The organism is Frigoribacterium sp. 9N, from assembly GCF_902506305.1.
GTDB lineage: Bacteria > Actinomycetota > Actinomycetes > Actinomycetales > Microbacteriaceae > Frigoribacterium.
The window spans coordinates 1,966,507-1,988,701 of record NZ_LR733392.1 but is presented as its reverse complement, the minus strand read 5'-3'; the positions used below and the strand labels follow the sequence as shown (position 1 = coordinate 1,988,701).

Annotated in this window: 21 protein-coding genes and 1 tRNA gene; 11 read left to right on the top strand and 11 right to left on the bottom strand. The window is 67.1% G+C overall.

The features are described 5' to 3' along the window. The first annotated feature begins 224 nt into the window (after nucleotides 1–224). Both ARTHRO9V_RS12325 and groL read left to right on the top strand, forming a co-directional pair. On the top strand, nucleotides 225–428 hold the full coding sequence (locus ARTHRO9V_RS12325; protein WP_054146828.1) for a cold-shock protein: 204 nt from the start codon (nucleotides 225–227) through the stop codon (nucleotides 426–428). 199 nt (nucleotides 429–627) lie between these two features. Continuing rightward, the gene (gene groL / locus ARTHRO9V_RS12320) at nucleotides 628–2,247 is read left to right on the top strand and encodes a chaperonin GroEL (RefSeq protein ID WP_043593524.1); all 1,620 of its coding nucleotides are present in this window, start codon (nucleotides 628–630) and stop codon (nucleotides 2,245–2,247) included. A 278-nt stretch (nucleotides 2,248–2,525) separates the two neighbouring features. Here groL and ARTHRO9V_RS12315 read toward each other — a convergent pair whose 3' ends face one another. The 6 genes from ARTHRO9V_RS12315 to ARTHRO9V_RS12290 form a co-directional block, all read right to left on the bottom strand. Then, nucleotides 2,526–4,286: a cell wall metabolism sensor histidine kinase WalK gene (locus ARTHRO9V_RS12315; RefSeq protein WP_159827589.1), complete on the bottom strand. Its 1,761-nt coding sequence runs from the start codon at nucleotides 4,284–4,286 to the stop codon at nucleotides 2,526–2,528. A 116-nt stretch (nucleotides 4,287–4,402) separates the two neighbouring features. Then, nucleotides 4,403–5,095: a response regulator transcription factor gene (locus ARTHRO9V_RS12310; RefSeq protein ID WP_043593521.1), complete on the bottom strand. Its 693-nt coding sequence runs from the start codon at nucleotides 5,093–5,095 to the stop codon at nucleotides 4,403–4,405. Nucleotides 5,096–5,221: 126 nt separating this feature from the next. Continuing rightward, entirely contained in the window at nucleotides 5,222–5,785 is a 564-nt protein-coding gene (locus ARTHRO9V_RS12305) for a hypothetical protein (RefSeq protein ID WP_056043098.1), read from the bottom strand. Further along, nucleotides 5,782–7,416 (bottom strand): DNA repair helicase XPB, encoded by a 1,635-nt coding sequence (locus ARTHRO9V_RS12300; protein ID WP_056043095.1) that lies wholly within the window; start codon nucleotides 7,414–7,416, stop codon nucleotides 5,782–5,784. The genes ARTHRO9V_RS12305 and ARTHRO9V_RS12300 overlap by 4 nt, the downstream gene beginning before the upstream one ends. Nucleotides 7,417–7,524: 108 nt before the next feature. Next, nucleotides 7,525–9,384 (bottom strand): helicase-associated domain-containing protein, encoded by a 1,860-nt coding sequence (locus ARTHRO9V_RS12295; protein ID WP_159827587.1) that lies wholly within the window; start codon nucleotides 9,382–9,384, stop codon nucleotides 7,525–7,527. Between the two features lie 39 nt (nucleotides 9,385–9,423). Beyond that, nucleotides 9,424–9,702, bottom strand: a complete 279-nt coding sequence (locus ARTHRO9V_RS12290) for a hypothetical protein (RefSeq protein WP_054146822.1) — start codon at nucleotides 9,700–9,702, stop codon at nucleotides 9,424–9,426. 91 nt (nucleotides 9,703–9,793) lie between these two features. Here ARTHRO9V_RS12290 and ARTHRO9V_RS12285 point away from each other — a divergent pair, with 91 nt between their 5' ends. Next, nucleotides 9,794–10,171: a cold-shock protein gene (locus tag ARTHRO9V_RS12285; RefSeq protein WP_043593516.1), complete on the top strand. Its 378-nt coding sequence runs from the start codon at nucleotides 9,794–9,796 to the stop codon at nucleotides 10,169–10,171. Next, on the top strand, nucleotides 10,164–10,787 hold the full coding sequence (locus ARTHRO9V_RS12280) for a DUF3027 domain-containing protein (RefSeq protein WP_159827585.1): 624 nt from the start codon (nucleotides 10,164–10,166) through the stop codon (nucleotides 10,785–10,787). The genes ARTHRO9V_RS12285 and ARTHRO9V_RS12280 overlap by 8 nt, the downstream gene beginning before the upstream one ends. Before the next feature lie 100 nt (nucleotides 10,788–10,887). On the opposite strand, the gene serC is transcribed toward ARTHRO9V_RS12280, so the two are convergent. Beyond that, on the bottom strand, nucleotides 10,888–12,000 hold the full coding sequence (gene serC / locus ARTHRO9V_RS12275) for a phosphoserine transaminase (RefSeq protein ID WP_056228870.1): 1,113 nt from the start codon (nucleotides 11,998–12,000) through the stop codon (nucleotides 10,888–10,890). A gap of 88 nt (nucleotides 12,001–12,088) precedes the next feature. Here serC and ARTHRO9V_RS12270 point away from each other — a divergent pair, with 88 nt between their 5' ends. The 4 genes from ARTHRO9V_RS12270 (at nucleotide 12,089) to ARTHRO9V_RS12255 (ending at nucleotide 15,015) form a co-directional block, all read left to right on the top strand. Then, nucleotides 12,089–12,781, top strand: a complete 693-nt coding sequence (locus ARTHRO9V_RS12270) for a metal-dependent transcriptional regulator (RefSeq protein ID WP_056043076.1) — start codon at nucleotides 12,089–12,091, stop codon at nucleotides 12,779–12,781. A 327-nt stretch (nucleotides 12,782–13,108) separates the two neighbouring features. Beyond that, complete coding sequence (locus ARTHRO9V_RS12265) at nucleotides 13,109–13,942, top strand: C40 family peptidase (protein ID WP_157485169.1); 834 nt, start codon at nucleotides 13,109–13,111, stop codon at nucleotides 13,940–13,942. Nucleotides 13,943–14,306: 364 nt separating this feature from the next. After that, entirely contained in the window at nucleotides 14,307–14,801 is a 495-nt protein-coding gene (locus tag ARTHRO9V_RS12260; RefSeq protein WP_159827583.1) for an HNH endonuclease, read from the top strand. 142 nt (nucleotides 14,802–14,943) lie between these two features. Beyond that, a tRNA-Arg gene (locus tag ARTHRO9V_RS12255) sits at nucleotides 14,944–15,015 on the top strand. On the opposite strand, the gene ARTHRO9V_RS16020 is transcribed toward ARTHRO9V_RS12255, so the two are convergent. Further along, complete coding sequence (locus tag ARTHRO9V_RS16020) at nucleotides 14,977–16,215, bottom strand: recombinase family protein (RefSeq protein WP_370516209.1); 1,239 nt, start codon at nucleotides 16,213–16,215, stop codon at nucleotides 14,977–14,979. The genes ARTHRO9V_RS12255 and ARTHRO9V_RS16020 overlap by 39 nt on opposite strands. Before the next feature lie 535 nt (nucleotides 16,216–16,750). Next, nucleotides 16,751–17,071: a hypothetical protein gene (locus ARTHRO9V_RS12245; RefSeq protein WP_159827581.1), complete on the bottom strand. Its 321-nt coding sequence runs from the start codon at nucleotides 17,069–17,071 to the stop codon at nucleotides 16,751–16,753. A gap of 197 nt (nucleotides 17,072–17,268) precedes the next feature. Between ARTHRO9V_RS12245 and ARTHRO9V_RS12240 the strand changes: the two genes are divergently transcribed. Then, nucleotides 17,269–17,616, top strand: coding sequence for a hypothetical protein (locus ARTHRO9V_RS12240; protein ID WP_159827580.1), 348 nt, complete (start codon nucleotides 17,269–17,271; stop codon nucleotides 17,614–17,616). Between the two features lie 91 nt (nucleotides 17,617–17,707). Here ARTHRO9V_RS12240 and ARTHRO9V_RS12235 read toward each other — a convergent pair whose 3' ends face one another. Beyond that, nucleotides 17,708–18,271, bottom strand: coding sequence for a hypothetical protein (locus ARTHRO9V_RS12235; RefSeq protein ID WP_159827578.1), 564 nt, complete (start codon nucleotides 18,269–18,271; stop codon nucleotides 17,708–17,710). A 112-nt stretch (nucleotides 18,272–18,383) separates the two neighbouring features. On the opposite strand from ARTHRO9V_RS12235, the gene ARTHRO9V_RS12230 reads away from it, so the two are divergent. Further along, nucleotides 18,384–18,737 (top strand): hypothetical protein, encoded by a 354-nt coding sequence (locus ARTHRO9V_RS12230; protein ID WP_159827576.1) that lies wholly within the window; start codon nucleotides 18,384–18,386, stop codon nucleotides 18,735–18,737. Nucleotides 18,738–18,965: 228 nt separating this feature from the next. Further along, entirely contained in the window at nucleotides 18,966–19,502 is a 537-nt protein-coding gene (locus ARTHRO9V_RS12225) for a hypothetical protein (RefSeq protein ID WP_159827574.1), read from the top strand. 9 nt (nucleotides 19,503–19,511) lie between these two features. On the opposite strand, the gene ARTHRO9V_RS12220 is transcribed toward ARTHRO9V_RS12225, so the two are convergent. Next, nucleotides 19,512–22,154, bottom strand: coding sequence for a hypothetical protein (locus ARTHRO9V_RS12220; RefSeq protein ID WP_159827572.1), 2,643 nt, complete (start codon nucleotides 22,152–22,154; stop codon nucleotides 19,512–19,514). Nucleotides 22,155–22,195 lie beyond the last annotated feature (41 nt).

Here is a 22,195-nt window from a genome sequence, read left to right as displayed (position 1 = left end):
ATAACCGGTGAAATCCTCGTTTTCTGCGGGTGTTTCTCGGTCGGGGCGCGCTTTTCCGCTTTTCCCGTGGTTACCATCTGGAATTGGTCGCCCCTCACGGCTCGCCGACCTGGTGTTCTGCACGAGTGACGCTGTCCCGTCCGGGTTCGCAGGTCGCTGCGTCGACGACCCGGCCCTGCAGCACCGCACGCGCCGTACCACCACAGCAAAAGGGGAGCGACACCATGGCAAACGGGACCGTGAAATGGTTCAACGCGGAGAAGGGCTACGGCTTCATCACCGTCGAGGGTGACGGCCAGGACGTCTTCGTGCACTACTCGGCCATCGACATGAGCGGCTACAAGGTGCTCGAAGAGGGCCAGGCCGTCGTGTTCGAGGTCGGCACGGGCGACAAGGGGCCGCAGGCGGAGTCCGTCCGGCTCGCCTGAGGCCCGTCGGAGCGCCTCGCCGCGCCCACTCCCACGCCGCACGCCGTCACGGTCCACCGTGGCGGCGTGCTCGTGCGTCCGGGCCCCGTCACGTCACTTGCACTCTCATCGGGCGAGTGCCAGAATCGTTGCTGGCACTCGCGACACGTGAGTGCCAATGCTTCTGCTTCATGACGTCCGGGAGGGACGAAAAACACACATGGCTAAGATCATTGCTTTTGACGAAGAGGCCCGTCGTGGCCTCGAGCGTGGCCTGAACATCCTGGCCGACGCGGTGAAGGTCACGCTCGGCCCGCGTGGTCGCAACGTCGTGCTCGAGAAGAAGTGGGGCGCCCCCACCATCACGAACGACGGCGTCTCCATCGCCAAGGAGATCGAGCTCGACGACCCCTTCGAGAAGATCGGTGCCGAGCTCGTCAAAGAGGTCGCGAAGAAGACCGACGACGTCGCCGGTGACGGCACGACCACCGCGACGGTGCTGGCCCAGGCCCTCGTCCGCGAAGGTCTGCGCAACGTCGCGGCCGGTGCCGACCCCATCTCGCTGAAGCGCGGCATCGAGAAGGCCGCCCAGGCCGTCTCCGACCAGCTGCTCGCCGACGCGAAGGACATCGAGACCAAAGAGCAGATCGCTGCCACGGCCTCGATCTCGGCCGCCGACCCCACCATCGGTGCGCTCATCGCCGAGGCGATCGACAAGGTCGGCAAAGAGGGCGTCGTCACCGTCGAGGAGAGCAACACCTTCGGCACCGAGCTCGAGCTCACCGAGGGCATGCGCTTCGACAAGGGCTACCTGTCGCAGTACTTCGTCACCGACCCCGAGCGTCAGGAGGCCGTCTTCGAAGACGCCTACGTGCTCATCGTCAACTCGAAGATCTCGAACATCAAGGACCTGCTGCCGATCGTCGACAAGGTGATCCAGTCGGGCAAGCAGCTGCTGATCATCGCCGAGGACGTCGACGGTGAGGCCCTGGCCACGCTCGTCGTGAACAAGATCCGCGGCATCTTCAAGTCGGTCGCCGTCAAGGCCCCCGGCTTCGGTGACCGTCGCAAGGCTCAGCTCCAGGACATCGCCATCCTCACCGGTGGTCAGGTCATCGCCGAAGAGGTCGGTCTCAAGCTCGAGAACGCGACGCTCGACCTGCTCGGCCGTGCCCGCAAGGTCATCATCACCAAGGACGAGACGACCATCGTCGAAGGTGCCGGCGACGACGAGCAGATCGCCGGCCGCGTCCGTCAGATCCGCAGCGAGATCGAGGCGACCGACAGCGACTACGACCGTGAGAAGCTCCAGGAGCGCCTCGCGAAGCTCGCCGGTGGCGTCGCCGTCATCAAGGCGGGTGCCGCGACCGAGGTCGAGCTGAAAGAGCGCAAGCACCGCATCGAGGACGCCGTGCGCAACGCGAAGGCCGCCGTCGAAGAGGGCATCGTCGCCGGTGGTGGCGTCGCCCTCATCCAGGCCGGCAAGACCGCTCTGGCCAACCTGCAGCTCGAGGGCGACGAGGCGACGGGTGCGAACATCGTCCGCGTCGCGATCGACGCTCCCCTGAAGCAGATCGCCTTCAACGCCGGCATGGAGCCCGGCGTCGTGGCCGACAAGGTCCGCGGGCTCGACATCGGTTGGGGCCTCAACGCCGCGACCGGCGAGTACGTCGACATGCTGGCCGCCGGCATCATCGACCCCGCCAAGGTCACGCGCTCGGCTCTGCAGAACGCCGCGTCGATCGCCGGTCTGTTCCTCACGACCGAGGCCGTCGTCGCCGACAAGCCCGAGAAGAACCCGGCCCCGGCCGGCGACCCCTCGGGCGGCATGGACTTCTAGTCCGCAGCCGCGCGGCTCACGCCGCGCACACGCTCAAGGGCGGTTCCCCTCCGGGGGAGCCGCCCTTCGGCGTCGCCGGGGGAGAGGCGCGCCTCGTGCTCGGTGGTTCGGCCGCTTCCGCGTCCGTGGAACCCGCCAGGACGTGGTCACGACGCCACGAGAAAACGTGGTGCAGTGCCCACTTCGTGGCGTCGTGGCACGGTCGCGCAGGGCGCAGGGCGCAGGGCGCAGGGCGCACGGCTCGGGGCCCGGGGGCCGGGCGGGCCGTGCCGGTCGGGCTAGGCGGTCACGCCGGCGGGCTCGGCCGCGGTGACGGCGTCGGCGGGCATCAGCGGCAGGGCCACACGGAAGGTGGCTCCACCGCCGGGGGTGTCGTCGACGTCCACCGAGCCGCCGTGGGCCGCGACGATGCCCGAGACGATGGCCAGGCCGAGGCCGCTGCCACCGGTGTCGCGCGTGCGCGACGAGTCGGCACGCCAGAACCGCTGGAAGATCTTCTCGCGGATCTGCGGCGGGATGCCCTCGCCGTGGTCGACGATGGCGACGGTGGCCACACCGCGTCCGGGGTCGGACTGCACCACGAGTTCGATCGGGCTGTCCGGCTCGGTGAACCGCATGGCGTTGCCCATCAGGTTGGTGATCACCTGACGGATCTTGTTCTCTTCGCCGTGCACGATGGCCGGGGCCTCGAACCTCTGCACCTCGTCCTGCAGCTGGGCAGCCGTCGCCGTGTCGCCGTTGCGGACGGCCCGAGCCCTCAGGCTGCGGAGGCGCGCGAGGGTCGCGCCCGCGAACGAGATCGGGCTCGTCGCGCCGACGGCTGCGCCCGCGAGCGCCGTGCCCGTCGCGGGGGTGTTCGCGGCGGGCGAGGCCGTCTCGGCGGAACGTCCGTCGGTCGGGGCCTCGTCGCCGTCGGCCGGGGTGGGCGACGGCGCGGGGACGGGCTCGAGCACGATCACGTCGATGTCGCGATCGGGGTTCGACGCCATGGTGTCGAGGGCCGAGTCGCGGGCGAGCTGGACGAGGTCGACGGGGCCGAGCTCGAGCGGCTTGGACTCGTCGAGACGGGCGAGGGCGAGCAGGTCCTGCACCAGGACGCCCATGCGGATGGCCTCCTTCTCGATCCTGTCCATGGCCTGGGCCACGTCCTCGGGTTTCGTCAGGGCACCCATGCGGTACAGCTCGGCGTAGCCGCGGAGGGAGACGAGCGGCGTCCGGAGCTCGTGACTGGCGTCGCCGACGAAGCGGCGCATCTGGTCGATGGTCTTGGCCCGGTCGTCGAAGGCGCTGTCGATCCGGTTCAGCATCGTGTTGAGGGATCGGTTCAGGCGCCCGACCTCGGTGTTCGGCGTCGTCGAGTCGAGCCGCTGGGTGAAGTCGCCGTCGGCGAAGCGGGCCGCCGTGGCCTCGACGTCACGCAGCGGCGCGAAGGTCGACGTGACGAGCAGGCGGGTGAGGGCGGCGCCGAGCACGACGACCGAGAGGCCGAACCCCAGGAAGATGCCGCCGAAGCGCCCGATCGTCGCATCGGTGCCCGCCAGGTTCGTTCCGGCCACGATGACGGCGGGCACGGTCGTCACGCTGCCCTGGGCGTCGGTCGAGCGCAGGGCGGCCGCGTGGGCGAAGAGGCGCCACTCGTTGTCGCGGCTCGAGTTGTACCGGTTGAAGGCCTCGTCGAGGGGAGCGCCGGCGACGCCGACGCCGGTGAGGTCGGGGGCGTCGGTGGCACTCGACAGCTGCGATCGGGTGTCGCAGATGAGATCGCCCTCGTCGTCGAGGATCGCGACGTAGCTGCTGGTCAGGCCCGCGAAGTTCACGGTGCACGAGCGGGAGTCCGCCTGGTCGAACGAGGCGCTGGTGAAGTTGGTCGCCGAGTTCCGCAGGGACGTGTCGACCTGACCCATGAGGTAGGTGCTCAGGACGGTCATCGTGCCCAGGCCGGCGACGACGAGGCCGAGGGTGACCAGGGTCACCGTGATGCCGGTGATCTTGGTGCGGATGGAGATCTCGTTCCACCACTGCGAGAGGCGAGCGTGCATGAGGACAGACGCTAGCGGAACCGGCTGGGCGCACCCCGCCCGTCGGAGCACGCACGACGACGCCCGACCGCTCGGGGCGGTCGGGCGTCGTCGTGTTCGCGCACCAGGGCTGGTGGTCAGGCCTTCGTGGCCTTGAGCATGTAGCCGAAGCCCCGCTTGGTCTGGATGATGGGCTCCGTCGAGAACTGGTCGAGCTTGCGACGCAGGTACGAGATGTAGCTCTCGACGATGCCGGCGTCGCCGTTGAAGTCGTACTCCCACACGTGGTCGAGGATCTGGGCCTTCGACAGCACGCGGTTCGGGTTGAGCATGAGGTAACGGAGCAGCTTGAACTCGGTGGGGCTGAGCTCGATCGCGGTCTCGCCGATGGTGACCTCGTGGGTGTCCTGGTCCATCGTCAGCTCGCCGGCACGGATGATGGCGTCTTCGTCCTCGTTCATCGTGCGACGCAGGATCGCCTTGATGCGCGCGACGATCTCGTCGAGGCTGAACGGCTTGGTGACGTAGTCGTCGCCGCCGACCGTGAGGCCCGTGATCTTGTCCTCGGTGTCGTCCTTCGCCGTGAGGAAGAGGATCGGCGAGGTGTAGCCCGACGAGCGGAGGCGCTTGGTGACGCCGAACCCGTTCATGTCGGGCAGCATCACGTCGAGGATGATCAGGTCGGGTTCTTCTTCGAGGACCGCCGAGATCGCCTGCGCGCCGTTGCCGACCGCACGGACGGCGAAGCCGGCGAAACGCAGGCTGGTGGTCAACAGGTCGCGGATGTTCGGTTCGTCGTCGACGATCAGGATCTTGGGGCCGTCACTCATGCGCCCAAGTATCTGCGCGCCTCCTCGGTGTTTCCTGTGAGCCGGAGGCACGTCACCCGCACGTGCCCGGAGCGGCAGCCCTCAGATGGCCGAGACGGCGGGACGCATGATCGTGGAGGCGGACGCTCAGGCGTCGGGGGCGGACCACTCGACGTTGGGCACCAGGGCGACGCGCGTCGTCAGCTCGAGCAGCTCGTCGGGCACGGCCAGCGTGAAGTCGACGCCCTCGCGCCGCTCGAGCACCGCGGTGTAGCCCGAGGCCCGGGTGATCTGCCACCCCGGGAACTCCTCGACCGAGGCGGCGACGACCTGGGCCTCGGAGGCGTCGTCGGTGGCGCCGATCGCGGTGAGGCCGGCGAACAGGTGGTCCTTGACCGGCGACCCGGCGAGCAGGTCGCTGCGTTCGATCACCTCGGGATCGGGGCTCCAGGTCACGATGCTGAGGGTCGCCCCCGCGTGGAGGCCGCCCTGCACCTCGTAGGTGCGGGCGACCGACACGACGACGGACGGGTCCCACTCGGCGAACCGGGCGACCTGGCCGCGGAACTCCATGGCGTCGTGGTCGAGGGAGGCCACGAGCGGACCGAACGTCGCGAACGGGGCCTGGTCGGCCGCGAACACCCTTCGCAGGCTGTCGCGCCAGAGCTCGTCGTCGCCCAGGGGGAGGTCGGCGTCCGTGGCGTCGCTCACGCGGCGACCACCGGCGAGTCGAGGATCGTGTAGCTGTAGCCCTGTTCGGCCAGGAACCGCTGACGGTTCTGGGCGAAGTCCTGGTCGACCGTGTCGCGGCTGACGAGCGTGTAGAACGAGGCCGGCAAGCCCGACTTCTTCGGCCGCAGCAGACGACCGAGTCGCTGTGCCTCTTCTTGCCGCGACCCGTACGAGCCGCTCACCTGGATGGCCACGGTCGCCTCGGGCAGGTCGACCGAGAAGTTGGCCACCTTCGAGACGACGAGCACCTTGAGGTCGCCGTCGCGGAAGCGCTGGTAGAGGCGCTCGCGCTCGTCGATGGCCGTGCTGCCGGTCAGCGTGGGGGCGTCGAGCACCGCGGCGAGCTCGTCGAGCTGGTCGAGGTACTGGCCGATGACGAGGATCTGCTCGCCGTCGTGCCGGGCCACGAGGTGCTTGACCACGTCGAGCTTGGCCGGGGCCGTCGCGGCCAACCGGTAGCGCTCGTCGTCGGGGGAGGCCGCGTACTCGAGCCGCGCCTCCTGGGGGAGGTCGACCCTCACCTCGTAGCACGAGGCCGGCGAGATGAAGCCCTGGGCCTCGATCTCCTTCCACGGGGCGTCGAAGCGCTTGGGGCCGATCAGGCTGAAGACGTCGCTCTCGCGGCCGTCCTCACGGACCAGCGTCGCGGTGAGGCCGAGGCGCCTGCGGGCCTGCAGCTCGGCGGTCAGCTTGAAGACCGGCGCGGGCAGGAGGTGCACCTCGTCGTAGACGACCAGGCCCCAGTCGAGCGCGTCGAGCAGCGAGAGGTGCGTGTACTTGCCCCCGCGGCGGGCCGTGAGGATCTGGTAGGTGGCGATGGTGACCGGCTTGACCTCCTTCACCGAGCCGGAGTACTCGCCGATCTCGTCCTCGGTCAGCGAGGTGCGCTTGAGCAGCTCGTCCCGCCACTGTCGCGCGGAGACGGTGTTCGTGACGAGGATCAGCGTGGTGGTGCCGGCGGCCGCCATCGCCCCGGCCCCCACGAGGGTCTTGCCGGCGCCGCAGGGCAGCACGACGACGCCCGAGCCGCCCTCGAAGAAGTTGTCGATCGCCTTCTGCTGGTAGTCGCGCAGGTGCCAGTCGCTCTCGTCGAGGTCGATGGCGTGCGGGGTGCCGGGCGTGTAACCGGCGTGGTCCTCGGCGGGCCAGCCGAGCTTGACGAGCTGCTGCTTGACCTCGCCGCGCGCCCACGGCAGGAGCTCCCACAGGTCGTCGGCCCGCTTGACGCCGAGCAGCTCGCCGACCTTCTTGGCCCGGGTCACCTCGCTCAGCACGGAGCTGTCGGTGCCGCGCAGCAGCAACTGGTCGCCGTCGCGCTCGATAACGATGCGGCCGTAGCGGGCGACGGTCTCGGCGATGTCGACGCTGACGCTCTGCGGCACCGGGAACTTGCTGTACTTCTCGAGCGTGCCGAGCATGTCGTCGGCACTGTGCCCGGCCGCCCGTGCGTTCCACAGTCCGAGGCGGGTGATGCGGTAGGTGTGCACGTGCTCGGGAGCGCGCTCGAGCTCGGCGAAGACGCTCAGGTCGTGCCGCGCGTCCTCCGCCTGCTCGTGCGCGACCTCGAGCAGGACGGTGCGATCGCTCTGCACGATCAGGGGTCCGGTCATGAGGGTCGAGTCTAGGCGCGCCAGGTCTCGGCTCTCACAGCCGGGCACCGGTCGGCGCCCACCCGGCAGGACGAGGAGGCGCGGCTCGGCCGACGAGGGGCGCCCGCCTCAGTCGCGACTCGCGACCGCCACCACGTTCTTGAGCGGCAGCGTGCGCTCGACGTCGGACTTCTTGTCGCGACCGCGGACGCGTCCGCCGCCGATGCCGGTGGGCTCCATGTCGAGGGTGGTGGTGCTGCCGTCGGGCATCGCGACCGTCACGGTGACCGTCAGACGGCCCTTCACGGCGGCGTCGAGCTGGCGGGCGATCCAGGCACGGTCGGTGGACTCGTCACCGGAGCCGGGGTCGGTGTGCAGACGCTGGACGAGTTCGCGCAGCGGGTCACGCGTCTCGATCGGGGCCGGTCGCCGGGGTCGGCGTCGGGACGGCGGGACGACCTCGGCACCGCCCTCGTCGACCACGACGACGGGGTAGCGCTCGTCGCTCAACGACCAGAAGACGGTGTCGCGTTCGAACCGGCTCGCCACGGTCGTCGCGTCGACCCGGGTGAGGGCGAGGGGCGAGAGCGACTGGTCGACCTCGAGGGTGTCGAGGCTCGCACGGTCGTCCGAGACCACGAGCGACAGCGCGTCGCCCGGCACGCCCGCGGGGGCGCCGCCCGGCGCGATCGCGCGGACTCGGTAGCGCCCGTGTCGTTCGGCGCTCTGCTGGATCAGGTAGTCGAGCGGCTGGGGGATGCCCGTCGACGAGATGCCGCCGAGGAACTCGCGCAGCGAATCGGCGGACTCGCCCTCGCTCAGGGCCCGTTGCAGTCCGCCCTCGGTGATGCGGTAGGTGGCCGCGAGGCCTGCGCTCTCGACCACCGCGATGACGCGGAGCCGGGCGTCGATGGCGGGCGACAGGGGCCCGGGCGACACGACGCTGAGGTCGTGCTGCAGGTAGACCTGCTCGACCGCGTCGGGCAGCAGGGCGGCGACCCGGGTGCGGGCGGCGGCCGGACCGTCGCGGAACAGGGCGACGGCCGCCGAGGTGGGGGTGTCGTCGGAGGTCAGGCCCAGCACCTCGGCGCTGCGCGAGAACGCGGCGATGCGCTCGGTGATCCAGCTGCCGCCGGCCGGGTAGGACCAGTCGGAGAACTCGCGCAGCGGCAGTCCCCACGACGTGTCGACGCGTTGCTCGAGCACCGCGAGGATCTCGGTCGGCAGCGATGCGAGCCAGGCCCGCGTCAGCGTCTGCCACCGGTCGGGCCAGGAGGCGCGGAGCCAGTCGGTCGCGTCGGCGGCCACGACCCAGCCGTCCGGGCTCGGCGCGGCCAACCCGGCCCGCACGGCGATGGCGAGCACGGTCGCCACGTCGTCGACGTCGATGCGGGCGGCCTCGGCGAGGCGCCTCGACTCGGGCAGGGCCAGGCCCCCCTTCGCGAGCTCGCGGGCAGGTGACTGCTCGAGGGCACGGAGGATCTCGGCCACCTCGATGACGACGGCGTAGAGCCGCTCGGCCGAGCGGGCGTCGGCGTCGTCGCGGGCCTGGTCGAGGACGGTCTCGAGCACGACCGGCGGTCGCTCGGAGGTCAGGACCTCGAGGGCCAGGGCGGGGTCGTCGTCGAGTCGCTCGCCCACGGCGTCGAGGGTCGAGACGGAGTCGCCGCGGCGGACCACGAGGAAGGCCTCGTCCACGCGGTCGAGCGCGGCGGCCACCGTCTCGCCGTCGACCTCGAAGGCGGCGTCGATGCGCTCGTGCACGGCGTCGACGTCGCCCGGCACCCGCACGACCTGCAGCACGATGAGCGCGACGCGGTCGAGGTGGGCGAGGGCGTCGCGCACGCTGGCCGGCTCGAGCAGGACGTCCGCGAGGTCGAAGGCGTCGTGGACGCTCGACGCCCGGACCTGCCGTCGAGCGAGGCGGCGCAACAGGTCGTCGTCGTCGATGGCGCGCAGGACGCCTGCGAGGTCGAGTGCACTAGCCATGGTCGAGGCCTCCAGCCGTCGTGCAGCCCGGGTCTGCGGTTACCGTCTGGTGCCCCGTGAGTCGCGGCTGCGACGCACGGCGCTCGCCACCACGAATGCGAGGAGCATCGCGAAGGCGATCGGGAGCCCGATGAGGGGCAGGATCGTGAGTGCGGGCCAGACGCCCGCGGTGAAGTCGGTGACACCCGTCGCCACGCCCACGAACCTCGTGAAGAACGCGAGGACCGAGACGACGACGATGGCGAGGATCATGAAGAGGAGGACGCGCTCTGTACGATTGACGTCAGAGGGCGCACTCGGTTCGATCTTCTTGGCCACGGGTCAACGATAGTGCGGTGCGGCCCTACCCGGCGATCTAAGCTGGGGCGACCCACCCTCAGGGTCACCCGTCTTCACGAGAGGTCCAGTCATGCCCACCGGCAAGGTCAAGTTCTACGACGACGAGAAGGGCTTCGGCTTCATCAGCAGCGATGACGGCCAAGAGGTCTTCCTCCACGCGTCGGCCCTGCCCGCCGGCACCGTGGGTGTCAAGGCGGGAACCCGCCTCGAGTACGGCATCGCCGACGGCAAGCGCGGCGCGCAGGCCCTGTCGGTCCGCGTGCTCGAAGCCGCCCCCAGCCTCGCCAAGATGAACCGTCGCTCCGCCGACGACATGGCCGTCATCGTCGAAGACCTCGTCAAGGTGCTCGACAAGGCCGGCGGCGACCTCCGTCACGGCCGGTACCCGCAGAACGGCGCCCGCATCGCCGTGCTGCTGCGCACCGTCGCGGACTCGTTCGATGCCTGAGGCCGCCACGCGCACGCCCTGGTCCGAGCTCGCCCGTCGCGCCCTCACCGAGATCACGCCCGACGAGACGATCGGTGCCGAGGCCGACCCGGTCGACGACGAGCCCGGCGTCACCTCGGTGCGTTTCGCCACGCTGCTGCCCGGCTACCCCGGCTGGCACTGGACGGTCAGCGTCGCCCACCTCGACGGCGAAGAGCCCTCGGTGCTCGAGGCCGAGCTCATGCCCGGTGACGGCGCCCTGCTCGCCCCGGACTGGGTGCCGTGGGCCGACCGCCTCGCCGACATGAAGGCCCAGGAGGCGCACGGCGACGACGAGGACGACGAGTCGGACGAGGACGACGACGAAGACGACTCGGACGACGACGACGCGGACGACGAGGACGAGTCCGACGACGAGCGCGGGTCGATCGTGCACGGCGGCGACGTGGACGGCGTCGACATCGACGACCTGGTCGACGCCTCCGAGGACTCCGACGACGACTCCGACGATTCCGGGCGGGCGGTGGACGCACCCGTCGTGCCGGCCGCGCACCCCGAGGCGGACCTCGACGACGACTCGCACGACGACGACTGGGACGGCGAGGACGAGGACCCGCTGAGCAGGCGACGGAAGTAGTCCCTCAGGCCCGACCCGCGCCTCCCGCGTTGGGGTCGGACGGACCACGACGAAGGCCCCGACACGATCGTGTCGGGGCCTTCGTCGTGCGGGCGATCGGTCAGAGGGCGTCGACGACGAACTCGATCGACCGGATCAGCTGGCGGACGTCGTCGGGCTCGATGGCCGTGAAGGTCGCGACGCGCAACTGGTTGCGGCCGAGCTTGCGGTAGGGCTCGGTGTCGACGATGCCGTTGGCGCGGAGCACCTTCGCGATCGCGGCGGCGTCGATCGACTCGGCGAAGTCGATGGTCGCCACGACCTGGGAACGGTGCGACGGGTCGACGACGAACGGGGTCGCGTACTCAGAGGCGGTGGCCCAGTCGTAGAGCGCCGACGACGACTCGCGCGTGCGGGCGTCGGCCCAGGCGAGTCCGCCGTTCTCGAGCATCCAGCGGGTCTGGTCCTCGAGCAGCAGCAGGGTCGTCAGGGCGGGCGTGTTCAACGTCTGGTCGAGCCGCGAGTTGTCGACGGCGTTCTTGAGGCTCAGGAACTCGGGGACGTAACGGCCGCTGGCGGCGATCCGCTCGACGCGCTCGATCGCCGCGGGGGAGAAGAGCGCGAACCAGAGGCCGCCGTCGCTCGCGAAGTTCTTCTGCGGGGCGAAGTAGTAGACGTCGGCCTGCGAGGCGTCGACGTCGATGCCGCCCGCCGCGCTCGTCGCGTCGACGACGGTGAGGGCGCCGGGGTCGCCCGCGACCCGGGTGACCGGGGCCATGACGCCGGTCGAGGTCTCGTTGTGCGGCCAGGCGTAGACGTCGACGCCCTCGAGCACCTCGACCTCGGCCAACGAGCCGCCCTCGGCGGTGACCACGTGGGGGGCCTCGAGCCAGGGGGCGGCGACGGCCTTGGCGAACTTCGAGCCGAACTCGCCGAACGACAGGTTCTCAGCCCGCTTCTCGACGAGCCCGAACGCCGCAGCGTCCCAGAAGGCGGTCGAGCCGCCGTTGCCCAGCACGACCTCGTAGCCGTCGGGCAGGCGGAAGAGCTCGCCCAGTTCGGCGCGGACGCGACCCACCAGGTCCTTCACGGGGGCCTGACGGTGCGAGGTGCCGAGGATCGTCGCTCCGGCGGTGACGAGGTGCTCGAGCTGGGCGGCCCGCACCTTCGAGGGGCCGCAACCGAAGCGGCCGTCGGTGGGCAAGAGGTCAGTGGGAATCCGGATGTCCGCCATGCGCTCGATCCTAGTGACGCGGCGCGGTGCCCAGCGTGCAGCCGGTAGGCTTGCGGGGTAGTCCACGTGTTCCACCGGGAGGCCCCTGTTGACCGATCTCGTCGACACCACAGAGATGTACCTGCGCACGATCCTCGACCTCGAAGAAGAGAACATCGTGCCGCTGCGTGCGCGCATCTCCGAGCGTCTTGGCCACTCCGGTCCGACCGTGTCGCAGACCATCGCCCGCATGGAACGCGACGGCTTGGTCGTCGTCTCCGGCGACCGACACCTCGAGCTCACGCACGACGGACGCGCGAAGGCGACCCACGTCATGCGCAAGCACCGCCTCGCCGAGCGCCTGCTCGCCGACGTGATCGGCCTCGACTGGGCCTACGTGCACGACGAGGCCTGCCGGTGGGAGCACGTCATGAGCGAGCAGGTCGAACGACGCCTGCTCGACATGCTCGACCACCCGACCGAGTCGCCCTACGGCAACCCGATCCCCGGGCTCGACGAGCTCGGCGACTCTCCTGCGGGGCGCTTCCTCGACGGCGTGGTCAACCTCGTGGCCGTGCTCGCCGAGCACCCCGAGGGCGTCACCCGGCCGATCCGTCGCCTGGCCGAGCCGGTGCAGTTCGAGCCCGAGCTGCTGCAGCAGCTGCAGGGCGCCGGCGTGCTGCCGGGCGGCGTCGCGACCCTCCGCTCGGCGGGGTCGTACGTCTTCGTCAAGGTCGAGGGGCACGACGAGGGCCTCGAGCTGCCGACCGAGGTCGCACAGCACATCTACGTCGGGCTCTGACCGGTCACCGACGCGGGATGCGGCCGCGCGGGATTCTTGCGTCCGTGCGCCGCGCCTCCTGCGTTCTGCGCCGGATCACGCAGTCGTTTACCGATTCGTTACAAATATCCCTCTCGAGGATGATCTCGCAGGGGTCGCTGGGCTACAGTCGCTGAGTCCCCAGGCTGCTGAACCGGCCGCCGGACCCGTGGCAGGACGTCTTTCACGCCCGTCTCCTGCCGTGTGTCGTCGCGATACGAACGAACGGACGGGACAGCTTCCCGAAAGCTGTCGAGACGCAGGAGACCCACCCTCTTGACCCTCCCCGGCACAGACCACACCCCCGACGTGCGCCCGAACCGCACCGTCGCCACCCGCACCCCCGCCGATCTGCCGACCCGCTCGTCGCTGCGTCGCGCTCAGGCCACGGCCGCGCCCGCCGCCCGCCCGGGCCGCCCGTCGGTCAAGCGCAGCGTGGTCTCGGTGACCGTGATGACGCTCACCGCCGGTCTGATCGGCACGATGGCGCTGCCGGCGTTCGCGTCGAACCCGGCGGCGGCGAACGGCCCGAGCGTCGGCGCCGCGTCGACGAGCTCGTCGACCAGCCACGCGCAGAGCGTCGCGGTCGCGGACGACGTCGCCCTCGCGGACGCCACCCGAGACGGCTACACGGCGACGTCGCAGGCGGACCTCAATGCGGCCGCCCTCGCCAGCCAGCGTGAGGCCGAGCGTGCGGCGCTGGCCGCGAGCTACGCCAGCTACACGGGACCGACGGCCGCCCAGAACGTGGCCGCCGCGACGAGCTCGGCGACGGGCACCGTCGCCACGCCGGGAGCGTTCAGCCTCAGCGCCGTCTACGCGACGGCCCTGCAGTACGTCGGCACGCCCTACGTCTTCGGTGGCGCGACCCCGGCCGGCTTCGACTGCTCGGGCTTCGTGATGTACGTCTACTCGCAGTACGGCATCTCGCTGCCGCACTCGGTCACCCGCCAGGGAGCCCTGGGCACGCCGATCTCGGCCGCCGAGGCGCAGCCCGGCGACGTCGTCATCTTCAACGACGGGTCGCACGACGGGTTCTACGCCGGAAACGGCATGATCCTCGACGCACCGAAGCCCGGTGGCTCGGTCAGCGTCCGCCCGCTGTGGACCTCCGCGGTGCACTACGTGCGCTACGGGGCGTAGGCGACCCGCGCCTCCTGGGGCACCGCGCCTTACGGGACACCGCGCCTCCCGGGGCATCGTGCGCCCGGGCGGTGCCCCGCGTGAACAACCTGTGAAGGGTCGTCCTGCCTCTAGGCAGTGCGACCCTTCCGGGGTTAACCTGGCGATCTCGGAGTTCCGCTGAGACCAGGAGCGTCAGATGCCTCGTTCGACCGCCACCCGCACCATGGGTGCGCTGTCGCACGAGCACATACGACACCCCGCCATGTGACAGAGCACCGTCCTCGTGACGGTGCTTTTTTCGTATCGGTGGGCCTGTTGGGCCTGCGCAGCCCCGAGAGATCGAATCCCTGGAAGCCGTCCAGGGTGCTTCGAAAGGGAAAGCATGCGCACTCTCGTCCTGAACGCCGGTTACGAGCCCCTCGCCGTCGTGTCCGACCGGCGGGCCCTCGTCCTCGTCATGAGCCAGAAGGCGACCGTCGTCGCCGCCGATGCGGAACACCCCGTGCTCGGGGCGGCGACGTCGTGGGATCGCCCGTCGGTCATCGTGCTGACGCGGTACGTGCGCATCCCGCACACCCGGCAGATCCCCGTCTCGAGGCGGGGCGTCATGCGCCGCGACTCGCACCGGTGCGCCTACTGCGGTCGGTCCGCGACGACGATCGACCACGTGCAGCCGCGGTCGCGGGGCGGGGCGGACAGCTGGGAGAACCTCGTCGCGTGCTGCCTCAAGTGCAACAACCTCAAGAGCGACCGCACCCCGCACGAGATGGGCTGGGAGCTGCTCTTCACGCCCAAGCCACCGCACGGGGTCGGCTGGGTCGTGCGCGGCATGGAGCGGACGCAGGCGAACTGGGACGAGTACCTCGCCGCTGCGTGACGCCTGGCGCCGGCGCCCGCTCGTCTGCCCATGAACCCCGTTTGCGAAGATGAACCCCGCTTCATCGGGGTTCATCTTCGCGAACGGGGTGCATGGTGGGCCGGACGGCAGGAGGCGCGGGTTCGGTAGACTCGCGGGGTCAGCCTCTGTAGCTCAATGGAAGAGCAGTTCCGTCCTAAGGAAAGGGTTGGGGGTTCGAGTCCCTCCAGGGGCACGTACGTAAACCCCACCCAGAGTTCCCCGATTCGTCGGGAGATCCCTGGGGTTTTCGTCGGTGCATGACCGGTTCGATGGCGGTGGACGCGCGTGCAGTTGGTGCCGCAGCGCGCTTGCCTGCCGGAACCAGGCTGATGCGCACGGTTTTCGATTCATGGCGGTAATCGAGCCGGATATTCAGGCGCTCGTAGAGGGTACGGAGTTTTTCGCGGCTCGCGTCTTGAAGAATCCGGTGCATCTCTCGGCTCATGGTGCGCAGAATGACGGCGGCATCCTCAACGTCCACTGACGACTCCTCCGCTTCTTTGATGCGCGCCCGGAGTAGGCGAAGCTCCGCTTGCTTTCGGTCGTAGGAGGCTCGCAGCGCGTCGTCGTAGTGGTCTTCCAAGCCGCGAAGAAGATTATCCCGAGCCCGGAGAGTTCCCCGTTCCTCTTCTCTTAGGCGCTGCACTTCTTGTTCAAGCGCAGGCGAGCGCTCTCCTAATTGCGCCAATATTGCGGGCAGGCGGCGGTGGTGGAAAGCGGTGGCAAGCCACCGATTCACCGAGGCTTCAAGCAAAGCCTCGGGTACCGAAACCATTGGTTTGCCCGCGAGGCGGTCCCCTCGCAGCCGGAAGCGAACGTTGCCGCTTTTGACGATGCGGTCTGACTCCATTTTCCGGTCTTCGCAGAACACGAGACCCTGAAGGGGGATGACGCTTCGAGTTGTGCGTGCTCGCGTGGCGTTGGGGCGCACCTGTCGAGTCTCCAGCAAATCAGCCGCTTGCTCGAATACCTCGTCGTCGATAAGGACCGGGTAGACCCTGGAAGGGCTCGCGACCGGCTCGACTTCGTGGAAGCGCTTCTTCTTGACCACCGTGCCCATGCTGCGGTCCGACTCGTCGAAAGGCACGCGAGTCTTTCGCTGCTTCCCGTAGATGCGGAAGCCGATGTACGTCGCGTTGCGGAGAACAGAGTGGATCGAAGAAGTACTCCACTTCGAGCCCCCGTTCTTCGTCCTAACCCCGTCTTGCTCCAAGCCTGCGCAAATCTGCCGGAACGATCGTCCCTGCACGTACTCATCGAAAATGCGTCGGACAACTATTGCCTCCGCTTCGTGGATAACGAGAGTGTTCGTGTAGCCCTTGGCAGACGGGCGCGCGATCCCGCCGTCATCAAGTCTCCCTAGCTTGTAACCAAGAGGTGGCGTGCCACCCATCCATCTAGGGTCATCCGAAGCCGCGATGCCGTTCATCGAGTTGCGAACGCGGTTCCGAATGGTGGCGACCTCGTTCTCTCCCAGAACGCCTTCAAGCGCTAGTAGCAGGCGGTGGCTCATGTTCGAGTGTTCGTACCGCCCGATTCCGTGAATCCACAGTTCGACTCCGTGATTCGCCAGGGTGGTGTGGACGTGCTCAAGCTGGTTGGAAGAGAACATGCGCTTCGCCTCCCCAACCACAATTGCGTCGAAATCGTGCCTGTCGTCCTCAATTTCATGGAGAAGAGCGGCTGCGTTCGGGCGGCGCTTCCAGGGCATGTCGCGCGATTGTGAGTCGAAGACCTCGCGAACGATTTCGCCTGCATCGCCCACCGCTTGGCGTGCGGCGTTGAGCTGCCAAGTTCGAGAGACTTCCTCGTCCTGTAGCCCCCGCTCGGTCTCGGTGCTAACACGACCCACGAAGACAAAGCGTTTGCGGGTGTTCTTCTCTTGTATAACGGGACGTGAATGGCGGGCAAGAGAGCGATTCACAATGTCATTCATGACTTGCCCCTTCGTCTTCTTCCGCATTCTTCGCGGGCGAGGTCAGAACGTCTTCGAGGATGTCTCGTAGGGCATGCAAGACCCCTGGCTGGAGCAGCGCTTCGGTGCCACTGGGAATCGGCTTAGCTATCTTCAGGGACGGCGCTTCGTACTTGTCCGCCCAGATGAACCGGTCGATTCGGTGCAGGCTCGACGCGCCCAAATAGCGGTCCATGAGCAGCGAAAATCGTTTCTCATCCTGCGTGCGCTGCAAGGCACGGAGCCGTAGCTCGTCCTCGTTAGCCGTGGTCGGGTCGCCGTCGCCCAAAGCCATACGCACCCCTCCGAAGTCGTGGTCCGCTCAAGATACAGGTGCCTCCCCTAAGGGAATCCCACTCTCGACTCGCCCGCAGCGCCCGGTATGGTTCATGATCGGACTGCTGCCGGACTCGACGGGGCAGCTATTCCAAGCACTGTAGACAACGAAATCGATGCTGGCTTGTTTGGCTCGCTACTTGAAGGAGCACGGTCATGAGCGGGAGATACGGCTGGGTGAGGGAGCGCGTCTACGAACTCGCGGAGTCCTACATCGAGGAAAGCAAAGGGCTGATGCTCGATGAGCACAAGTGCATCCGAGACGGAATGCTCATCGTTACTGCCTCCATCCCCGCCTTTCAGCATGGGCACGTGCCTGAGCGCGGTCCTTACTTCCTTGATATTTCGTGCGCTGCCATCGTGGGTACAGAGGCGGCTGAGCTAGGCATCTCGGCTGAGGTCTTCATGCAGGCAGTGCTCGACGGCAAAGATCCAGGGGTCGTGGCTCAGGGTATTCACCACGACATAGACGATGGATTACTCGATTCCCTGCTCGGTGGTTAACGAGAGAAGGACCGGCACCTAGGTGCCGGTCCTTTGCTGTCCCCCACGTCAGGTTCGTACTGACGACCCGCCCCTAGAAGCGGGCTTCGGGTTACTTAGTGGCGCGCTTCTCCAGGTACTCAGCGTTCTTGCGGACGCGCTCGACCTCGGTGGCGACATCTGCTTCGACCTTTTCGATGCGGCTCGTCAGTGCCTTTGCACGCGCGGCGACATCGCTACGGCGAGTGGTAAGTTCGCGGCGCTTTTGCTCCAGCTTTTTCACCTCAGCCAACTTCTCTTCAACCTGCTTGATTTCTTCATCGATGGAAGTCAGAGACTCTCTCTCGTCCTCTAGCTGCGAGTCCAGCGCTTCAAGGTCACCGTTCTCTTCAATGTCCGAGTAGCGCGAACGGCTAGTCGAGACCGGTCCTGAACCACGGGGGCGGCGGGGCTTCATCGCCAAGGGCGAGCCATCTTCATTCAGCCAACCAAGGGCAATGAGCTGGCTCGGGCGAATTTCCCACTCTTTGCCGGTGCCGACGAGCTTGGCACCGGCCAGGCTCAGCTTGTCGCGGTTCTTCTCAGTCTTAAACTTGGTCTCTGAGAAGCCCGTCAGCTTCTTCGCGGCACCGAGGGACAGCGGTGCATCATTTTCCGTGCTCTTCTTGTCAGCCATGCCGTTTAGTGTAGGAGTGTTTAGCGCATGAAGGGCGCGCTTCTGAGGTGCCTTTCTTGCCTTGCGTCGCCTTTTACTTGAGCCTTGCCGGGTTTCACGTCATGCTCTGCACATGCCCGCTGCAAACAAGATCCTGGTCGTCGCCACCCTCCTGACGACCCTCTCGGTAGCGGGCTGCGCTTCGAATGACCAAAGTAACGAGCCTGAACTGCAATCCGTGAGGGTTGTTCTTACGAGCAACTCAATGAGCGGCGTGATGAAGAGCGACGGTATTCCGGGACTTGAAGACACTTTGGCAGTCGAATATCCTTACGAATTTGAATTCGAAACCGATTCGTTCTTTTGGGTGAGCGCAGAGGGCGACTACCTCGGCAGTCCCGCTGCGTGTCAGGTCTTCGTTGACGGGAAGCTTGTGGATGAGGCTCATTCCGAAGCTCAGGGAGCCTATTGCCGTATGCGTGGCTGATTCGCTCTTGCACTGAGTTTGGCGGCAAGCTCTCTCCAACGACATCGACTTCATAAAGCACCCTCGAAGTAGGGCTGCCCAAGCCTCTCCCACTGCGCCATCTTTAGCTATCAGTCATTCCCTTTCTCGATCCTAAAGTGAATGTATTTGATACACTTTATGGGAACTCTTGGGGGAGTCATGCGCACATCTTTTACAGCCGCCACTGCTGCGGTTTCACTTCTTGCCGTGCTGGCGCTCACGGGCTGCACTTCTTCAGCGACTGAGCCCGCGACTCCGGCTTCATCTTCGGCTGCCGCAGCAGCGCCCGTCGAGCAGGCGATAGGAGCCGTCGTCACGCCCGAGACCGCACTGTCGGACAGTCAGACCGCTTACCCGATGCCTGACGGCACAACCGTGGTGGTGGACACACTCGAGGCACTTCCCGCGACTGTCCAGGCGGACGTTGAAGCGCGTGCAGCGTCTACAGCTACCCCCACGGGAGACGCAATGAATGTCGCTGGCAGGTCGGACAATCTCGCAGCTCGTTCCACCACCAAAGCTGAGATTCAGCAGGCGACCGGCAAGCGTTTCGTCGTCGCCTGGGACACCCTGGGTTTGCCTTTCGCAGACACCACTTCGCCAATCCACTTCTGGGCGGTGGACGGGCTGCCCGGCTACCCGCTGATCGTGTCGCGCGAGGATGTCCAAATGCAGTTCGACGCGTTCGTTGCTACCCAGGACGAGCCCGCGGAGTGGGTTCTCGTCTTCGCGCCGATGGCTTAGAATGCCTGCTTAGCAAGCCTCGCCGTTCGTCCTCGTAAGGATGGTCGGCTGCTGCTCCGCCCCAGTCGTCCAGGTGGATGAACCGCCCGGTCCTGTTGCCATTCCGCGAGCCTGAATGGATGAGGTGTTGTCGAGGCAGCCAAGAGATGCCGTCCATCCGGTGTAGCCGAAGCCAATGGTGGAAGCCCGTACCTCGGACCTGTAGGTCGAGGCATTAGTTGAACCGCCTGCCGATGCAGAGAGCGAGACGAGCATCCACGCACCGCCCCCGGTTGGTGAGTAGTAGCCGCTCAGGCTGAGGCTCGAAGGCGCACTCGGCGCAGGCATGACCCAAGTCACCGCCACCGAATCGCTGACGCTGCCGCTCGTCCTCCCATTTGCTCCCACGCAGTAGGCGCTCCCAGAGAAGCTTTCCGTGCCTGAGTACCGGCTCACGGAACGAGTGGCGCTCTTCTGCACCGAGGTCTGGCGCACGCAGCTCGCAGCCGTGTAGATGGCTACAGACTGGTTCGAGGTCGCCCTCGTATCGGAGGCAGTCACACTCACACTCGGGCTCGGAACGCCGGTGTAGTAGCCACCCGCGCTCCAGGGCGTGCGCCCTTCCATGTGCGCCCCACTCGCGCTCGACGAACATCGCGCCTGCACGTGCCATTCGTAGTAACTGCCCGGTGCTTCGCCGTGAGCTATGTCGCGGGTGGTGCCGCTTAGCCAGGTAGCCGCGAAGCTTCCGGTTTGAGCGTTTACGCGCGTGTACTCGTGAAAGTAATCGAGGCTCGTTCCGGTGGGGCAAGCGATGCCGTTCCAGGCTGTTCTCGCCACTTGGTCATTACCGTAGCCAGCGAACTCCGTTCTCGGGCTGCCGGGGTTTTCGCCAGCATCGATGGGTCGCTCCCACTTCGCGAGCGCGTCGTCACCCCAGGGGCTAAGCGAATCGGTCTTCTGCCCGTTCACCGGTGCCAGCGTGTACTTCGTGGAGCACCGAGCGTCCACTCGGAGCCAGACGCGGGAGCCCTGGTCGATGGTGGCGAATGAGGTACGTGTGCCGCTCTGACCGGTGCCAGAAAGTGATGTCGAGTCGCTGCCGCCGTAGGTGTTCGAGGTGGAGGAGCGATAGGCGTGGTCGTTGCCCGCAGGACAAGTCGCTGCCGACCAAGATGCGCTGTTTTCGTTTAGAGCGGTGATGCTCGGAGCGGCTGGTCCTGGGGATCGGTAAATGTAATTTGCCGGGACGCGGAGCCCGGAGGAGTTGGGTGAATCCGCTGTGGAGGCGCGCACAAAGTAGGTGTCTGGGAAGCCGGGGACGACTTTATTGCCCGTCTTCGTCAAGCTCAGTGCTGAGGTCGGTGAGCCAGATACTTCGTTCGTCTGTGGCATGCCGGGGTAGGTGTAGACCTCGGTTCCGGCGATGGTCGAGCGGACGTAGCTGTTCGAAACGACAGCCGGGGCGTAGGTAACGATGTAGCGCGTGGTCGGGTCCGAAGAAACGCGGTTCCAGGAGGGCGTTGTAGAGGTCTCATCCGCACTAGCGGTCACCCCGGTCATGCGCACGTCGGGGAGCGGAAGCGTGTAGCTCGGCTGGGTGGTCGTCCCCGATTGACCATCAATGTCGTTGCACCTGGCGGCTACGGAAGCCGAGTACGTGCCGCCGTTCCACACCTCGGCGGAGCCTCCCGTGCCGGTCGTCATCTGCACAGTGGTGGCTGTCGTCTCTCCCGAACTCGTCTTGCCGGTCCTGAGATTCTTCACCAGCCACGAGTACGTGAGCCGTTGGCCCGGGGAGCACTCTGATGCCGGTCGAGCCGCCCACGCAAGCTGAAGCCCTTCTCGCTCTCCACCGACCACAACTCCCAAGCTCGGGGAACGGCTGATGACCAAAGAGGACACGGAGTTAGGAATCCAACGGGTCTGCTCACCGCCCGGGTCAGTGATGTCGTCGTTATTGCCGACGAGTTCGGTCTCAGCCTCGTTGGTGGTGGCTTTGAATGAGGCGGCATTGTCATCAGTCACAGGGAAGACAGCGGTTAGCTTCGCCTCGATGGTGCGGGGGAGTTCGCGTAGAGCCTCGTCGTCGGTGTACCAGGCAGCGACCTGGTGCTCGGCTCTGAAGACAGCCAGCTCCTCATCGTCTTGTGTTCCATCTCCGTCATCATCAACCTCGCGGAATGTCGTCACCACTCCGTTCGAGAAGTCGAGTGGGACTTGGGCGAGGTTCTCGTAGATGAAGGTCGAGTCGGCGGTGATTGCCGAGACGGCTACTCGGTGCTGAGTGCTCGCCACAGGGCTTTCGCAGTCGTCGCTGTCGTGAATCGCGATGTCGTTGTGGAGAGACATCAAGGTGTTATCCCCGCGCTCAGCTCTAAGCCTTTCGTCGGCGGGCGCGATGAACCAGGTGCTGGCGCGACAGAGGTACTTCGTCGAATCAACAGGGTCTTGCAGGAACTTGGTGCTTGAAAGCGTCACCTTCGTGTCGTCCTGGACTGCGACGAAACCTGCGTGGTCCACATCATTGATGAAGGCACGGTTGGCGATCCGTAGCTCTGTCTGAGCGCCGTTCTCCGCCTGCACGCGGCTGCCTCCGGTCAGGAGAAGGAACACCATTCCGGCAAGAGCCACCATCACGAGCAGCGAGACGTTCTGAGCGATGACGACCATGAGGGTGTTCTCGCCCCTGTCGTCTTTTCGTAGGTGCAGCA

What these genes read in the sequence shown, in the direction of transcription:
- ARTHRO9V_RS12230 (WP_159827576.1), top strand. Translation starts at nt 18,384, where the DNA reads ATGCCCGCTGCAAACAAGATCCTGGTCGTCGCCACCCTCCTGACGACC.
- ARTHRO9V_RS12260 (WP_159827583.1), top strand. Translation starts at nt 14,307, where the DNA reads ATGCGCACTCTCGTCCTGAACGCCGGTTACGAGCCCCTCGCCGTCGTG.
- serC (WP_056228870.1), bottom strand. Translation starts at nt 12,000, where the DNA reads ATGGCGGACATCCGGATTCCCACTGACCTCTTGCCCACCGACGGCCGC.
- ARTHRO9V_RS12240 (WP_159827580.1), top strand. Translation starts at nt 17,269, where the DNA reads ATGAGCGGGAGATACGGCTGGGTGAGGGAGCGCGTCTACGAACTCGCG.
- ARTHRO9V_RS12310 (WP_043593521.1), bottom strand. Translation starts at nt 5,095, where the DNA reads ATGAGTGACGGCCCCAAGATCCTGATCGTCGACGACGAACCGAACATC.
- ARTHRO9V_RS12325 (WP_054146828.1), top strand. Translation starts at nt 225, where the DNA reads ATGGCAAACGGGACCGTGAAATGGTTCAACGCGGAGAAGGGCTACGGC.
- ARTHRO9V_RS12315 (WP_159827589.1), bottom strand. Translation starts at nt 4,286, where the DNA reads ATGCACGCTCGCCTCTCGCAGTGGTGGAACGAGATCTCCATCCGCACC.
- ARTHRO9V_RS12300 (WP_056043095.1), bottom strand. Translation starts at nt 7,416, where the DNA reads ATGACCGGACCCCTGATCGTGCAGAGCGATCGCACCGTCCTGCTCGAG.
- ARTHRO9V_RS12245 (WP_159827581.1), bottom strand. Translation starts at nt 17,071, where the DNA reads ATGGCTTTGGGCGACGGCGACCCGACCACGGCTAACGAGGACGAGCTA.
- ARTHRO9V_RS12235 (WP_159827578.1), bottom strand. Translation starts at nt 18,271, where the DNA reads ATGGCTGACAAGAAGAGCACGGAAAATGATGCACCGCTGTCCCTCGGT.
- groL (WP_043593524.1), top strand. Translation starts at nt 628, where the DNA reads ATGGCTAAGATCATTGCTTTTGACGAAGAGGCCCGTCGTGGCCTCGAG.
- ARTHRO9V_RS12285 (WP_043593516.1), top strand. Translation starts at nt 9,794, where the DNA reads ATGCCCACCGGCAAGGTCAAGTTCTACGACGACGAGAAGGGCTTCGGC.
- ARTHRO9V_RS12280 (WP_159827585.1), top strand. Translation starts at nt 10,164, where the DNA reads ATGCCTGAGGCCGCCACGCGCACGCCCTGGTCCGAGCTCGCCCGTCGC.
- ARTHRO9V_RS12220 (WP_159827572.1), bottom strand. Translation starts at nt 22,154, where the DNA reads ATGGTCGTCATCGCTCAGAACGTCTCGCTGCTCGTGATGGTGGCTCTT.
- ARTHRO9V_RS16020 (WP_370516209.1), bottom strand. Translation starts at nt 16,215, where the DNA reads ATGGGTGGCACGCCACCTCTTGGTTACAAGCTAGGGAGACTTGATGAC.
- ARTHRO9V_RS12295 (WP_159827587.1), bottom strand. Translation starts at nt 9,384, where the DNA reads ATGGCTAGTGCACTCGACCTCGCAGGCGTCCTGCGCGCCATCGACGAC.